Annotated in this window: 11 protein-coding genes; 9 read left to right on the top strand and 2 right to left on the bottom strand. The window is 71.0% G+C overall.

The annotated features are described in order from the left end of the window. Window positions 1-42: 42 nt before the first annotated feature. The 5 genes from ACIRP2_RS16115 to ACIRP2_RS16095 all read left to right on the top strand — a co-directional run bounded on the left by ACIRP2_RS16115 (window position 43) and on the right by ACIRP2_RS16095 (window position 5,180). Window positions 43-702: a histidine phosphatase family protein gene (locus tag ACIRP2_RS16115; protein WP_404250622.1), complete on the top strand. Its 660-nt coding sequence runs from the start codon at window positions 43-45 to the stop codon at window positions 700-702. 12 nt (window positions 703-714) lie between these two features. Next, window positions 715-1,617: an ADP-ribosylglycohydrolase family protein gene (locus ACIRP2_RS16110; RefSeq protein WP_404250620.1), complete on the top strand. Its 903-nt coding sequence runs from the start codon at window positions 715-717 to the stop codon at window positions 1,615-1,617. Between the two features lie 227 nt (window positions 1,618-1,844). Next, window positions 1,845-3,620, top strand: coding sequence for a DUF4153 domain-containing protein (locus ACIRP2_RS16105; protein ID WP_404250618.1), 1,776 nt, complete (start codon window positions 1,845-1,847; stop codon window positions 3,618-3,620). A gap of 174 nt (window positions 3,621-3,794) precedes the next feature. Then, window positions 3,795-4,505: a ribonuclease HII gene (locus tag ACIRP2_RS16100; protein WP_404250616.1), complete on the top strand. Its 711-nt coding sequence runs from the start codon at window positions 3,795-3,797 to the stop codon at window positions 4,503-4,505. A 60-nt stretch (window positions 4,506-4,565) separates the two neighbouring features. Then, window positions 4,566-5,180 (top strand): hypothetical protein, encoded by a 615-nt coding sequence (locus ACIRP2_RS16095; RefSeq protein WP_404250614.1) that lies wholly within the window; start codon window positions 4,566-4,568, stop codon window positions 5,178-5,180. A gap of 65 nt (window positions 5,181-5,245) precedes the next feature. Here ACIRP2_RS16095 and ACIRP2_RS16090 read toward each other — a convergent pair whose 3' ends face one another. Then, the gene (locus ACIRP2_RS16090; protein ID WP_404250612.1) at window positions 5,246-5,884 is read right to left on the bottom strand and encodes a hypothetical protein; all 639 of its coding nucleotides are present in this window, start codon (window positions 5,882-5,884) and stop codon (window positions 5,246-5,248) included. Window positions 5,885-6,415: 531 nt separating this feature from the next. Between ACIRP2_RS16090 and ACIRP2_RS16085 the strand changes: the two genes are divergently transcribed. Next, window positions 6,416-8,575: a RecQ family ATP-dependent DNA helicase gene (locus ACIRP2_RS16085; protein WP_404250610.1), complete on the top strand. Its 2,160-nt coding sequence runs from the start codon at window positions 6,416-6,418 to the stop codon at window positions 8,573-8,575. A gap of 315 nt (window positions 8,576-8,890) precedes the next feature. On the opposite strand, the gene ACIRP2_RS16080 is transcribed toward ACIRP2_RS16085, so the two are convergent. After that, on the bottom strand, window positions 8,891-9,661 hold the full coding sequence (locus ACIRP2_RS16080) for an MBL fold metallo-hydrolase (RefSeq protein WP_404250608.1): 771 nt from the start codon (window positions 9,659-9,661) through the stop codon (window positions 8,891-8,893). A gap of 185 nt (window positions 9,662-9,846) precedes the next feature. On the opposite strand from ACIRP2_RS16080, the gene ACIRP2_RS16075 reads away from it, so the two are divergent. From ACIRP2_RS16075 to ACIRP2_RS16065, 3 genes are all read left to right on the top strand, one after another. Then, window positions 9,847-11,916 carry a SpoIIE family protein phosphatase gene (locus ACIRP2_RS16075; RefSeq protein ID WP_404250606.1) on the top strand — a complete coding sequence of 690 codons (2,070 nt, stop codon included), beginning with the start codon at window positions 9,847-9,849 and terminating at the stop codon, window positions 11,914-11,916. A gap of 683 nt (window positions 11,917-12,599) precedes the next feature. Next, window positions 12,600-13,895: a DUF4192 domain-containing protein gene (locus ACIRP2_RS16070; RefSeq protein ID WP_404250604.1), complete on the top strand. Its 1,296-nt coding sequence runs from the start codon at window positions 12,600-12,602 to the stop codon at window positions 13,893-13,895. Between the two features lie 462 nt (window positions 13,896-14,357). Continuing rightward, window positions 14,358-15,122, top strand: coding sequence for an NUDIX domain-containing protein (locus ACIRP2_RS16065; RefSeq protein ID WP_376272453.1), 765 nt, complete (start codon window positions 14,358-14,360; stop codon window positions 15,120-15,122). Window positions 15,123-15,153 lie beyond the last annotated feature (31 nt).

The following is a 15,153-nucleotide window of genomic DNA, read 5'->3' as shown; positions in this document are numbered from 1 at the left end:
GCCCGGCATGACCCGGACGGGACGCCCTACTAGGGTCTGTACATGGCACGACCGCAACGCATTGTCCTCGTCCGGCACGGGGAGTCCGAAGGCAACGTCGACGACACGGTGTACGAGCGTGAGCCGGACCACGCGCTGAGGCTCACCTCCGCCGGGCTGCGGCAGGCCAGGCAGACGGGGGTGCGGCTGCGCGAGATGTTCGACGGCGAGCGGGTCAGCGTGTACGTCTCCCCCTACCGCCGCACGCACGAGACGTTCAGATCCTTCGGCCTCGACCTCGAACGGGTGCGGGTGCGGGAGGAGCCGCGACTGCGGGAGCAGGACTGGGGGAACTGGCAGGACCGGGACGACGTGAGGCTGCAGAAGGCGTACCGGGACGCCTACGGTCACTTCTTCTACCGCTTCGCGCAGGGAGAGTCCGGGGCTGACGTGTACGACAGGGTCGGCGCCTTCCTGGAGAGTCTCCACCGGAGTTTCGAGGACCCCGACCATCCGCCGAACGTGCTGCTGGTCACGCACGGACTGACCATGCGGTTGTTCTGCATGCGCTGGTTCCACTGGTCGGTGGCCGAGTTCGAGTCGCTGTCCAATCCGGGCAACGGGGAGACGAGGACGCTGATCCTCGGAGAGGACGGGCGCTACACCCTTGACCGGCCGTTCGAACGCTGGCGCGTACCCGAGCCGTACGGCATCACCGGATAGAGTGGAAGGGCGATGACATCCGCTGACTCTGCAACCGACCAACGTCTCGAACGCGCCTTGGCCAGCTTGCGTGGACTGGCTGTGGGAGACGCACTGGGATCCCAGTTCTTCGTGCCGGCCAACTACCCCCTGCTGAAGCGGCGCGAGCTTCCCCCCGGCCCCTGGCAGTGGACGGACGACACCGAGATGGCGTCCTCGGTGCTGGCCGTCCTGGCGGAGCACGAGCGGATCGACCAGGACGCGCTCGCGCGTTCCTTCGCCGAGCACCACGACTTCGACCGCGGATACGGCCCTGCCGTGAACCGGTTGCTCAGGCTGGTACGGGAGGGCGGCGACTGGCGGGAGCTGGCGTCCGCGCTGTTCAAGGGGCAGGGTTCCTGGGGCAACGGCTCGGCGATGCGCATCGCGCCGCTCGGTGCCTGGTACGCGGACGACCCGGAGCAGGCCACGCACCAGGCCGAGATCTCTTCGTACCCCACGCACCAACACCGCGAGGCGGTCGTGGGTGCGATGGCCGTCGCGGGCGCGGCCGCACTGGCGGCATCGCCCACGGGACCGCCCACCCCGACGGAGCTTCTCGACGGTGTGATCGCGCTCGTGCCGCGCAGCGCGGTCGGTGCCGGGCTGCGCCGGGCACGCGACATGCTCGACTACGGCGACGCGGGGACGGTCGCCGCGGTTCTCGGCAACGGCAGGCGCACCAGTGCACACGACACCGTCCCGTTCGCCCTCTGGTCGGCGGCGCGAAGCCTCGGCGATTTCGAGCAGGCCTTCTGGGTGACGGCCCAGGCAGGAGGCGATGTCGACACCACCTGTGCCATCGTCGGCGGGATCCTGGCGGCGGGCAGCACGGGCGCGCCACCCGCCCACTGGTCGGCGCAGACCGAGGAACTGCCGGACTGGCTGCTGCGGTAGGACGAGGGCGACGACAACGCCGTCGTCATGCTGTGTCGGCCGGATCGCCGACTGTCACGGTACTGCCACAGCCCTTTCGCGCACGGTCGGCGACCGTATGGGGAAGCTACTCTTTCGGCCACGCCGCCCATGGTGATCATCCTTGCGGGCGTGCACCGAACGAGACGCCGGGGTACCCCGTGCTGCCCGCCGGCGGTGCGCGTGGATCCCGGTGGGGGAGGGGTCCCATGTCCGATCAAGCATCAGAGACGTCCCGGCCGGAGGATGCCGGCGAGCGGCCCGAGCCGTCGGAGCAGGCCGAGCCGTCGCAGCGGCGCAGGACGTCAGGGCCGGCCGCATCCGCCGTGTCGTCCATGCCGTCGACGGAGCGGCTTCCGGAGCCCCGAGGTGCCGCCCCGGAACCGCAGAAGGTGCCGACCGGCATGCGACCGGGTGGACAACAGCCACCCTCCAACCCTTGGCAGCACGGCACATCCCAGCCCTCGGTGCTGTCGCGGCTGCGTCCGGCCGAACCCACCACCATCCGGAGCGCGACGCTCTGCTGCGTCCTCGCCACCGCGACACTGAGCGCCCTGCTGTTGGGTGACGGCCTCGGTTCGAACCTGTTGATCGTCGCGGTTCCCGCCGCGCTCGCGGCCTTCTTCGCCGCTCGGGCCGCCGGTCGGCGCCTGCGTCCATGGACAGCTGTCTGGGCGGTCGGCGGTCTGGCTCTCCTCGTCGTCCCGGCCCTTCGGGATGCCGGATGGCCCACCTTCCTCGCCGTGGTGTCGGCTGTTGCCCTGGGCTCGCTCGCTCTGCACGGCAGTCGTGGCTGGCTCGGGGTGCTGCTCGGCTCACTGGGTCTCTTCAGTTCCGTCACCGGCGGTGTGGCCTGGGGAGCGCGAGGCGTGCGCGAGCGGATGGCGGACTCCCGAGGCCGGTTGGGCGTCGTCTTCCGCACCACTGCGGTGGCTGTCGTCCTGCTCATCGTGTTCGGGACGCTCTTCGCAAGTGCCGATGCCGCTTTCGCCGATGTGCTCGGCAGCCTCGTCCCCGATGTGTCGGTGGGCGACAGCCCCTGGCGGTCGTTCCTCTTCGTGGTCGGCCTGGTCGGCGCGCTCGCCGCCGCGTACACGGCGGCCGCCCCGGTGCGCTGGGACGCCGTCACCGTTCGTCCGGGGAGGGCCCGCGGGCGGTTGGAATGGGCACTGCCCCTCGTCGTGCTGAATCTGCTGTTCGCCGCCTTCATCACCATCCAGCTCACCGTGCTGCTCGGCGGATACGACAAGGTGATGGCCGAGACCGACCTCAGCTACTCCCAATACGCTCGGCAAGGCTTCTGGCAACTGCTGTGGGCCACGCTCCTCACCCTGTTGGTGATCGCGCTCGCCCTGCGTCAGGCCCCCCGCGGACGGGGGAGCGACCGCACCCTCGTACGGAGCGTGCTCGGCGTGCTGTGTCTGCTCACCCTTGTCGTCGTGGCCTCCGCACTGAGGCGCATGGACCTGTACGTGGAGGCGTACGGCCTGACACGGCTGCGCATATCCGTGGCCGCGGTCGAGCTCTGGCTGGGCGTGGTGCTCGTCCTGATCATGGTCGCCGGTGTGGTCGGTGCCCGACTGCTGCCACGGGCCGTCGCCGCGAGCGCGGCCGTCGCCGTGCTGACGTTCGGCCTGATCGCGCCCGACGGGCTGATCGCCGAGCAGAACGTTCAGCGGTACCGCAACGACCACTCCATCGACATCGACTACGTACAGCGCCTCTCGGCCGACGCCGTGCCTGCCCTGGACACACTGCCGGAGCCACTGCGCTCTTGCGCCCTCATGGAGATCGAACGGTCGCTGCGAGCCTCGGACACCCCTTGGTACGCCACCAGTTGGTCCGAGGCGCGGGCCCGCGACATCCTGGGAGATCGGGGTCCGGGCGACCTCGCGAGGGTGTGCCACGCTTCGCGCACGGCCGGCGGGGGCGGCGACCTCGGTGGCGACGAAGGCGATCCGTACGACCCCTACGACCCGTACTGACGCGAGCTGGACGCAAGAGGTGCGGCCGCGCCCATGTGCGGCAGCCGGCGAAACGGAATGCCGTGGTCCGTGACCTGGTGGCGATCCCGTCGGCGGCTGGGTGCACGGCCCGGCCGGTCATCGGGCGACCCGGGGTGTTGTCGGCGTTCCCATCGGCGTACGCTGACAGGCGCCATGCCGTACGAACCACCCACGCACACCGTCGAGCGCTCACTGCGCGCTACCACTGGTGCCAAGACCGTCGCCGGTGTCGACGAGGTCGGACGCGGAGCGTGGGCGGGACCGGTCACCGTGTGTGCGGCCGTCACCGGCCTTCGCAGACCTCCTGCCGGACTCACCGACTCCAAGCTGATCAGCCCCAAGCGCCGCGCGGAGCTGGCCCCGTTGCTGGAGCACTGGGTCACCGCGTTCGCTCTGGGGGACGCCTCTCCGCAGGAGATCGACGACCTGGGCATGACGGCTGCGCTTCGGCTGGCCGCCGTGCGCGCCCTCGAAGCCCTGCCGGTGCGGCCCGACGCGGTGATACTCGACGGCAAACACGACTACCTGGGAGAGCCCTGGCAGGTCCGCACGGTGATCAAGGGTGACCAGTCCTGTATCGCGGTCGCAGCGGCTTCGGTGATCGCCAAGGTGCGACGGGACACGATGATGGCCGAACTGGGCGCGGACTCCGGTGAGTACGCCGCCTTCGCCTTCGAGGCCAACGCCGGTTATCCCTCGCCTGTGCACAGGGCCGCGCTGGAGCAGTGGGGGCCCACGCCCCATCACCGTCTCTCGTGGTCCTACCTGGACGCGCTGCCCAGGTGGCAGCACCTCAAGAAGGTCCGTATCTCCGCCGAGGCGGCTGCACTGGAAAGCGGGGGCCAACTCGGCTTCGACTTCTGATCGCGCACATGCACCCACCCGCTGATGCCTCGTGTGTCGGCGTTTGATAGACAACCACCCATGCCTCTCATCCCCGAGGAGCCTCAGATTCACGAGAGCGCCCAGGGTCCCCGCGTCACACCGGCCGCAGGCCGCACCGCGCCGACCCCCCGTCCTGTACCCGGTCCGCGTTCAGCGGCCACGCCGCGTCCCGGTCGCCCGGGTCCCGGCCCCGCGAGGCCCGCGCCCCCGGCGCAGCGCCCGCTCCCCACCTCCGGTCAGTCGAAGCCGGCCCGCCCGGAGAATCGTTCCGCGCCGCAGATCCAGCTCATTCCCGCCTCGGCCGACGGTGCTCTCGACGCCGCCGACGAAGCGGTGGATCTGCTGCTCGACTCCGGGCGCGCACCGGGCGACATCCTGGTGCTGACCACCGGTGAGCAGCACCCGTGGGCCGTGCACGAACTCTCCTTCGGTGACGCCGCCTACTGGGCCCAGCACGAAGCCGGTGACGACGTCTTCTTCGCCGGTGCCGCAGCCGCGGACCGGCTCGAACCGCGGCCTGTGGTCGTCGTCGCCGTCAACGGCGGCGACACTGTCGCCGACGCGCTGTCCGGTGCCCGTGAACGTGCCGGGGCCCTGCTGATCGTCTGCGGGGACCCTCGGACGATCAACGCGGTGCTCGGCGCCGGCGTCTGAGCCGCAGGACACCGAAACGTGGTGACCCGGCTGCCCGACGGGGCGGCCGGGCCCGCGACCACCGGTCAGCGTGCCGCGGTTCGCCGTTGCGCCTGAGCGGCGCCGCCGCCGGTGCGCAGTGGCACGGGAACGCGGCCGAGTGTCGTGTCGGCGAGCGCGGACGGCTGTGATGTGGAGTCGGGCCGACGTCCGCCCCGGCCCTCGCCCAGCACCTGCCAGCCGCCGCGGGTGAGCGTGATGTACGAGCCGCACCGCAGGCCGTGCAAGGTGCAGGCGTCCCGCAGGCCCCACATCCACGCGCCGTCCTCCTCCGTCCAACGCTCGTCGCCTTCACGGCAGTAGAGCAGTACCGCGGTACGGACGGGAGTGCGGCGGCGGAGGTCGTGCGGGATGACCCGGCGCAGATTCGACAGCAACGCGTTGCGGAACTCCCAGCCGTCCGCGGTCATCGAGCGGCGCGTGAACGAGGCACTGGCCGCGAGGCGTTCCTCGTGGTCGAGCACGGCGACGACAGCGGTTGTCGGCGTCGGCCGGTGGCGGGCGTGCAGGCCGCTGACAACCTCGCGCGGGCTGCGCAACAGGGGTATGCCCGCCTCTGCCCACTCGGCCGGTTCCAGCAACCGGGCCAGGCGGTTGGCGGATTCGGTGGACGTCGAAGACGTCGGCATCGAAGTCTCTGCGGACGGAGCGAATCCGAAGGTCACGGTCCTCCCTTCGCATACGCGCCCACGGTGCGGGCAAGGTCGAGTGGGGGCGCACCGCGGCACAGCCCTTCCGGGCCGCGAAAGGACCGTGCGGGGAGCGAACCCAATTCTTCCTGGCGTATCGGCGGGCGGCAACGAGCAATTGGCACAGCAGACGGGTATCGGGCGAAATGACTCTGATATCCCTGCCCGCGCCGTGCCCGGGTAATGCCTCCCGTCACGTTCGAACGGCCGGTACCAGCGGAAACACCGCCGACGCCGCGGCGGTGCAACGGTCGCCGCGGCAAGCCGGGGCAGGAACCGGTCCCGGAATACGGGGTGGCCGAGCCGCTCGGCCACCGCACCGGGAAGGTGTCGGGCGCCGGGCGGAACCGGCGTTCCGACCTGCCCGGACGCAGCCATCGGTGAGGGGCGTGGGCGAGCCGCCCCGGCCCGCGGTCCTCGATCGGTGCGCGGACGACACCTCTTGTGAGCAGATCGTCACGTGGGGTGAATTGGTCGATTGTCCTTGCCATCGGGTTGCATGGGGGCATGGACAACCTGGAGCTCCGCACCGAAGCCGACGCCATTCTCGCTGAGCTCGTCGGGGATCCGAGCGGTTCGGCGCGGCTCCGGGAGGACCAGTGGCAGGCGGTGGCGGCTCTGGTGGAGCAGCGCCGGCGTGCGCTGGTGGTGCAGCGCACGGGTTGGGGCAAGTCGGCGGTGTACTTCGTGGCCACCGCTCTGCTGCGCCGGCGTGGCGCCGGCCCGACGGTGATCATCTCGCCGCTGCTGGCGCTGATGCGCAACCAGGTCGAGTCGGCGGCGCGGGCCGGCATCCACGCGCGCACCATCAACTCGGCCAACCCGGAGGAATGGGAGACGATCTACGGGGAGGTCGAGCGCGGTGAGACCGATGTTCTCCTCGTGAGTCCGGAGCGCCTCAATTCTGTCGATTTCCGCGATCAGGTGCTGCCCGAGCTCGCGGCCACGACCGGTCTGCTCGTGGTCGACGAGGCGCACTGCATCTCCGACTGGGGCCACGACTTCCGCCCCGACTACCGGCGGCTGCGGGCGATGCTGACCGAGCTGCCCGCCGGTGTGCCGGTGCTGGCCACCACCGCGACCGCCAACGCGCGGGTCACCGCGGATGTGGCCGAGCAGTTGGGCACCGGTGCCGGCGAGGCCCTGGTGCTGCGCGGCCGACTGGACAGGGAGAGTCTGCGGCTGGGTGTGGTCCGGCTGCCGGACGCCGCGCACCGCCTGGCCTGGCTCGCCGAACACCTGGATGATCTGCAAGGTTCCGGAATCATCTACACCCTCACGGTCGCCGCGGCCGAGGAGGCCACCGCCTTCCTGCGTCAGCGCGGCTTCCGCGTGGCCTCGTACACGGGGAAGACGGAGAACGCGGACCGGCTGCAGGCCGAGGCAGACCTGCAGGAGAACCGGGTGAAGGCGCTGGTCGCGACGTCGGCGCTGGGCATGGGTTACGACAAGCCGGACCTGGGTTTCGTGGTGCATCTGGGTTCGCCGTCCTCGCCGATCGCCTACTACCAGCAGGTGGGCCGTGCCGGCCGCGGGGTCGAGCACGCCGATGTCCTGCTGCTGCCGGGCAAGGAGGACGAGGCCATCTGGCGCTACTTCGCCGATACGGCCTTCCCGCCCGAGGCGCAGGTCCGCCAGACCCTCTCGGCCCTCGCCGGTGCGGGACGGCCGCTGTCGGTGCCGGCCCTGGAGGCGGCGGTGGATCTGCGGCGCAGCCGACTGGAGTCGATGCTGAAGGTGCTCGATGTCGATGGCGCGGTCAAGCGGGTGAAGGGCGGCTGGACCGCCACGGGAACCGAGTGGGTGTACGAGGCCGAACGTTATGCATGGGTGGCGCGGCAGCGGGCTGCCGAACAGCAGGCCATGCGCGATTACGCGAGCACGTCCCGGTGTCGGATGGAGTTCCTGCGCCGACAGCTGGACGACGAGGGCGCCGCCCCGTGCGGTCGCTGCGACAACTGTGCGGGAGCCTGGGCCGATCCGGCTGTCTCGGCGGAGACGTTGACGGGGGCGACGAAGGAACTCGATCGCCCGGGGGTGGAGGTCGAGCCGCGCCGGATGTGGCCGACGGGGATGCCCGCACTGGGCATCGAGCTCAAGGGGCGCATTCCGGCCAAGGAGCAGTGTTCCACCGGGCGTGCCCTCGGACGGCTCTCGGACATCGGCTGGGGCAACCGACTGCGTCCGCTGCTGGCCGAGAACACGCCCGACGCTCCGGTCCCCGACGACGTTCTGCGCGCCGCGGTGGCGGTCCTCGCCGACTGGGCACGCTCGCCGGGCGGTTGGGCGCCGAACGTCCCGGACGCCTCGGCCCGGCCGGTGGGAGTGGTTGCTGTACCGTCTCTGACCCGACCCCGGTTGGTGGGCTCCCTCGCCCAGGGAATCGCGACCATCGGCCGTCTCCCCTTTCTGGGCACCCTGACGTACACCGGTCCGAGCGGCGCGCACGCGGCGCGCCGCAGCAACTCCGCCCAACGCCTTCGGGCGCTGTCCGGCAGCTTCGCAGTCTCCGAGGAGCTGGCCGACGCCCTGACGAGTTCTCCGGGCCCCGTCCTGCTCGTGGACGATTCCACCGAGTCCGGCTGGACCCTCGCAGTCGCTGCCCGCCTGCTGCGCCGGGCAGGCAGCGAACAAGTCCTTCCGTTGGTCCTCGCTTCGGCAGGCTGAGATGTCCCGCCTCGTGTCCGACGGACCACGGCTCGGCGTGCCGAGTTCGGGGGTGACGACGCCGAAGCGCGGCCACGACGCCGACGGCAGCGGTCCGGGCCGACGCCTGGAGACGGACGGGCGCAGGGGCGTTCGTTCGGACCGGGCCGGCTCGGCGAGCGGGGCCGGGTCCGTGGATCGTGAGGCGGAGAAGGGAGTCGGACGGGTCTCCCTGCTCGAACGGAGCCGGGATCCCGGGGAGGCTGCCATGGCGACCGGCGGCGACGCGGCGGGGCACCGGGGCACGCGAGCCCGGCACGCTCCGAACGAGAGGCTCTAACCGATCGAGAAGGTGGCACCGGGCGCGGCGTGGTCGACGGGGCCGTCGAACCGGGCCGAGGCGCGTGCCACCGCCTGCTGCGGGGTGAGGAACCGGCCGACATGGGTGACGATCAAACGGCCTGCCCGGGCCGCGTCGGCCGTGTCACCGGTGTCTTCGGGCGTGTGGTGCACCTGTTCGCCCTCGGTCGGCGCTCGGGTGCTCTCGGCCTCGCACAGCAGCACATCGCACCCTTCGGCCAGCCGTGTGAGGTTCGCGCACGGCGCTGTGTCTCCGGAGTAGACCAGCGATCGGTTCCCGGCCTCGATGCGTACGGCGAAGGCCGGGATGCCGTGTGCCACCGCCCGGCTGGTCAAGGTGAGTGCGCCGACGCGTGCCTGATGCCCGTCATGCAGCTCATGAATGGCGAAGGCGGACTCGACCGGGCTGCTCCGCGAGGTGTTCGTCAGGAAGTGGACGAGCCGCGCGGCGATGCCCGGTGGCCCGAACAGGGGGATGGGCGCGGCGAGTTGTATGTCCGCGAAGAGCGCCGCGTAGTAGGCGGTGAGCAGATCCGCGCTGTGATCGGCGTGCAGGTGCGAGATCCAGATCGCGTCCAGCTCGTCCAGCCGGACGTGTCGCTGCAACTGCGCCAGTGTCCCGCTGCCCGCGTCCACCCAGATCCGGGTGTCGCCGCTGGACACCAGATAGCCGGAACACGGGTTGTCCACGCTCGCGTAGGGCGTCGCGGACCCCAGGACGGTGAGACGGAGAAGATCACTGACCATCCGGGAAATCTATAGAACACTTGATCCATAAGTGGTGGCGTCTCTCCCATGGAACGACGCTGTGCGACTGCGCGCCGGGTGCCGTCCGCTTCCGTGCGATCCGCGGCTGTGCTGCCGACAGGGCCGAGGTGAGAGACCATGGTGGTGATCGGCCGGTGACACAGCGAGGAGCGAGGTGGCGACCGGTGAGGTCTGCCGAACCCTTGGTGGGAGGTGCCGGGCGCGCGCCTGGGGCTCCGTCCGGTGGTCTGATCGACCTGCTCAGTGTTTCGGCGGTGGTGCTGGACGCGCGGGGGCGCGTGGTGTTCTGGAGCCCTCAGGCGCAGCAGATCTTCGGCTACAGCGCCCGGGAGGCCCTGGGACGGTCCGCGGCCCGGCTGATGGTCGACGAGCAGCACCTGGACCTGGTCACCGAGCTGTTCTCCCAGGTGATGGCGGAGGGTACGAGCTGGGCGGGGGCCTTTCCCGTACGGCACAAGGACGGCAGCACCCGCCTGGTGGAGTTCCGGAACGTGCGGCTGGAGGGTGAGCACGGGGATTTCTACGCGCTGGGGATCGCCGCGGATCAGGCCGTTCTCCAGCGTATGGAGCGTGACCTCGCGCTCTCCGCCCGCCTGGTCTCGCAGTCTCCGATAGGGCTGGGGATCCTGGATCCCGATCTGCGGTACCTGGTGGTCAATCCCACGCTGGAGCGCATCAACGGCCGACCGGCCGATCGGCAGGTCGGCCGTCCCGTGCGTGAGGTGCTGGACTTCATGGACGCCGGCCCGGTCGAGGCAGCGATGCGCCGCGTACTGGAAAGCGGAGACCCGCTGGTGAACCAGTTCGCACTCGCTCCCACCCCCTCCGACCCGGGCCGCGTGCACGCCTGGTCGGCCTCCTACTACCGGCTCGAGGACAGCGCCGGGCAGGTGCTCGGACTCGCCCTCGAACTCGTGGACGTCACCGAACAGCACCGCGCGTCCTCCGAGGCGGCCGCGGCGCGGCGACGCCTTGCCCTGATCGCGGACGCCTCGACACGCATCGGCACCACTCTGGACCTGGACACCACCGCCGACGAACTCGCCCGCACCTGTGTGCCCGAACTGGCAGACCTCGCCGCGGTCGACATCCTGGAGGCCGTGCTCCAGGGTGGCGACAGCGACTGGGCGCCCGACGGCCCGGCCGCCCTCCGCACCCTGTCCGTCGCTGCCGACCCCGCCCCGGCCGTCCCCGTGCCCCCCGGGCATCTCGCCCGGTACGAGCCCGACCACCTGATCACCCGGTGCATCACCACCGGCCGACCGGTCCTCGCTGCCCACGTCACGGCCCAGGACCTCGCTCACATCGCCCCCTCCCATGCCGCCGCCGTCCTGGCCGAGGCCGGGGTACGCTCCTGCCTCGCCGTCCCGCTCATCGCCCGCGGCCGCGTGCTCGGCGCGCTGGGCCTCGCCCGCGCCCGCAATCCGCTGCCCTTCAGCGAGGACGACACCGCCCTGGCCCTGGAACTGGCCTCCCGCGCCGCCGTCAGCATCGACCACGCCCGCTGGTACCAGAACCAGCGCCAGGCCGCCGAGAACCTCCAACGCAGCCTCCTGCCCCAGAAACCGCCGCACCGGCCAGGCCTGGACATCGCCTGCCGCTACCAGCCCGCCTCGACCATCTGCGGAATAGGCGGCGACTGGTACGACGTCATCGCGTTGTCCGGCGACAAGACCGCCCTGGTCATCGGCGACGTCATGGGCAGCGGCACCGGCGCCGCCGCCACCATGGGTCAGCTGCGCACCGCCACCCGTACCCTGGCCGCGCTCGACCTGGACCCCGCCGCGGTCCTGCGCCACCTCGACCGCATCACGGGCGACCTGGAGCAACGGTTCGCCACCTGCACATATGCCGTGTACGACGCGTCCCGCGCCTGCTGCAGCATCGCCACCGCCGGTCACCTGCCGCCGGTCCTGATCCCCGCCGCCGGTGCCCCGCGCTTCCTCGACCTCCCCACCGGAGCGCCCCTCGGCGTGGGGAGCGTTCCCTTCGAGACCAGCCGGTTGCGGATCGAGCCCGGAGACGGGTTGCTGCTCTACACCGACGGACTGATCGAAACCCGCGGCCACGCCCTCGACACGCGACTGGCCGTTCTCCTGCGGCTCCTTGCGGGATCGCCGCGTCGGCTGGAGGAAACCTGCGACCACCTGTTGGACGCTCTGCGCCGCCGTGACGAGCCTGACGACGTCGCCCTGCTCCTCGCCCGAGCCCGCACCGTCGCCCCCACGCCGTAGTGGCTACGAGGACACCGGAACACATCGACCGGCTCCGGTGAGATATGTGCCCCGCACCTCCGGAGAGGGACCGGGTCATATCCCCGCACCGCCCGAGCCGCCCGGTCCGAGGGCGGCGAAGGCAGTCGGTGCGGGCTGCTCCGCGCCGAGCGAGAACACGCACCGACGGTCCCTCACCGAGCGGAACCCAGCCCAGGCCGGTGCCGCCGCACCGGAACCCGCTCCATCGCACCCGGCGCTCCCGTACCGGTCGCCGGCCGCAATGTCAGTGCCGCCTGCCATCCTGGTGGAATGCCTGGCGGCGCCCATCACCGAAGCCGATGCCGCCGCCGGGCACACCCCTGCGCGGCGCCGACACGGAGCACGGCGCTCGGTCCCGAACCATGGGCCGGCAGCGGTCGGCCACACGCCTGCCCGCGTTGTCTCTCCTGGGCACCCGGGTCGGCGCTCCGACGAAGAGGCCGCAGGACTTCCTGAACGACGGACAGAGTTCGTGTGTAGACAAGACGGGGCCTCCGGGCTGACCAGCAGCACATGCACCTTCCCGGCCGCCACCTCGGCCTGGACGGCGTGTCCCCATGCAACCCGATGGCTACGACAATGCGCCAACGACCTCAAGACCCCTGTGGATAACTTTATCCACAGGGGTCGCGGAAATGGGCCGCCCGCGGGACGGTCATGCCATGAACCAGCACGACGAAACCAACGGTCCGGTCGAACAGCAGATCACCCTGCGGGGCCCTGCCGAGCTCGCCGACGCCCTCCCGTACCTCATGGGGTTCCACCCGAACGACAGCGTGGTCATGGTCGCCCTGCACGGTGGCCGGGGTCGCTTCGGCGGGCGGCTCAGGCTCGGCATCCCGCAGTCACCGCAGGAATGGCCGCCCGTCGCCGAGCAGCTTGCCGAGTGCCTGATCAAGGGAAGCGAGCGGCGCGGGGAGCGTCCTGACGCGATCGTCATCTTTCTCTGCCAGGATCCGGCCGAAGGCGAGAGCGGCAGTCTGATCATGGAGCGGCTCCGGCCCCTCGCCCAGCGCCTGCGTACGGCGTGCGGTGCGCTCGATGTGCCCGTTCTCGAAGCGCTCTGCATCTCGGACGGCCGGTACTGGTCGTACTGCTGCCCGGATGAGCGCTGCTGCCCGACCGAGGGGAATCCGTTGGCCCTGCCCGGCACCTCGGTGATGGCGGCCGCCGCCGCATACGCGGGTATTCAGGTGCGCGGAACGCTGCGGCAGATGGAAGCCAGGCTCATGCCTCTGCGCACCCCGGCCGCTGCGGAGCAGCAACGGGCGCTCGACTCGGCCGGGGCCGAGCTGGTGCCGAAGATCTTGGACGAGGTGGGTCGCCTGGACGTGGCCCGAGAGACCTTGGGGCTCGCCCGGCAGCTCATGAAACGGCTCAGTGAGGCACCGGTCGTCATGCCCTCCGCATCGGACTTCGACGACGACCGGTTGATCAGTCACGACGAGGCCGCCACGGTGATCCTCGGGCTGCAGGACCGGGAGACCCGCGACAGGGCCGCCGAATGGATGGAAGGGCCGGAGGCAGGTTCCGCGTTACGGCTCTGGCAGGCGCTGTCCCGTCGCTGCGTCGCACCGTACGAGGAGCACGCCGCGGCACCGCTGACCTTGGCAGGGTGGGTCTCCTGGTCGACGGGGGACGAGCCGGCCGCACGGGTCGCGCTGGGGCTCGCCCTGCGTGTGGACCCCGGGTACACCTTTGCTCAACTTCTCCACGAGGCGTGCAACCAGGGGCTCGATCCGGAGACGCTTCGCCGTTGTCTCCGAGGGGAACGCCGCGCCCGGACCATCCGGCGAGTCCGCGGCACGGACCGGAGCACACGGCCTCGCCCGGTACGCCGGACCGCCACGCGGCCGAGGAAGACTCCATCCGGCTCCGCCCGCCCCGGTACGGCCGCTGCCCGACGGCGGTCCGGGCAGGCCTCTCCCGGCCGCCGCGGGTCCAGGAGCGGTCGGTGATCCCCGCTGCTCGTCGCTCAGCGGCACGTCTGATCAGCGTTCCGATATCGCGAACCCCCTGATCCGCACTGAGCGGAGAGCGGCGGTCGTGAGATCCTGCCGCGAGCACTTTCCGGCACGCTCGGGCCGACTCACCCGGTCGCTTCTCCTGCCGAGGCATCCAGGGATCCCGGAGCGCAGGTGGAGGATCACCGCCGCCCCTTCCCACCCTGGGCGCGAAATGCCGGACGGCGCCGGCCTGCCTTGCCGAGGACCCGCGGCCGGAGACTGCGTCGCAGCAGCGCCGGGGCCCTGCCCTCGGGACGCTCCCGGACAACGATGCCGGGCTCCGACGAGGAATCCGGCGCCCTGACGGACGACGAGTACGGCGCCGAGCGGCGCGACGAGCACGGCGAAGCCGGTCGGGCCGAGGAGCATGGCGAAGGGAGTGTTTATCGTCAGGCAGACGACTATGATCACCGCATGCCGCCCTACGACCCGTCGACCTTTCCGCCCTTCGCTGTCACCGTCGACCTGGTTGTGCTCACGGTGCGCCGCCATGCGCTCTGTGCGCTGGTGGTTCGCCGCGGTGAGCCTCCCTTCCAGGGGCGATGGGCGCTGCCCGGCGGGTTCGTCAAAGCCGATGAGGATCTCGGGGCCGCGGCAGCGCGTGAACTCGTCGAGGAGACCGGGCTGTGTGCCCAGGATCCGGCCGCGCCGGCAGTGGGAAATGGCGCCCATCTGGAACAGCTGGCCACCTACGGCGACCCGGGGCGCGATCCCCGGATGAGGGTGGTGAGCGTCGCTCACCTCGCTCTGGCCCCCGATCTGCCGGCCCCGCGGGCGGGCGGCGATGCGAACAGCGCGCGTTGGGCGCCAGTGGGGGATCTGCTCGGCCCGGAGGGCGGGGTAGGCCATGAGGGCGAAAATCAGGCTCCGTTGGCCTTCGATCACGCGCAGATTCTTGCCGACGGTGTCGAGCGGGCCCGTTCCAAGATCGAGTACTCCTCCCTGGCCACCGCGTTCTGCCCGCCGGCGTTCACGGTCGGTGAGCTTCGGAGGGTGTACGAGGCGGTATGGGGCGTGGTCCTCGACCCGCGGAACTTTCACCGCAAGGTGACAGGGACGCCGGGATTCCTGGTGCCTGCGGGCGGGACGACCACGCGACAGGGCGGCCGTCCCGCCCAGCTCTTCCGAGCCGGGGCGGCCACGGTCCTCAACCCGCCGATGCTGAGGCCGGAAGTCTGACCCCACGGAGCGCCCGTGAGGTCAGTGGTGC

The organism is Streptomyces sp. NPDC101194 (assembly GCF_044767885.1).
Lineage (GTDB): Bacteria > Actinomycetota > Actinomycetes > Streptomycetales > Streptomycetaceae > Streptomyces.
The sequence above is the reverse complement of the archived record's forward strand: the minus strand, read 5'-3'. Positions and strand labels throughout refer to the sequence as shown.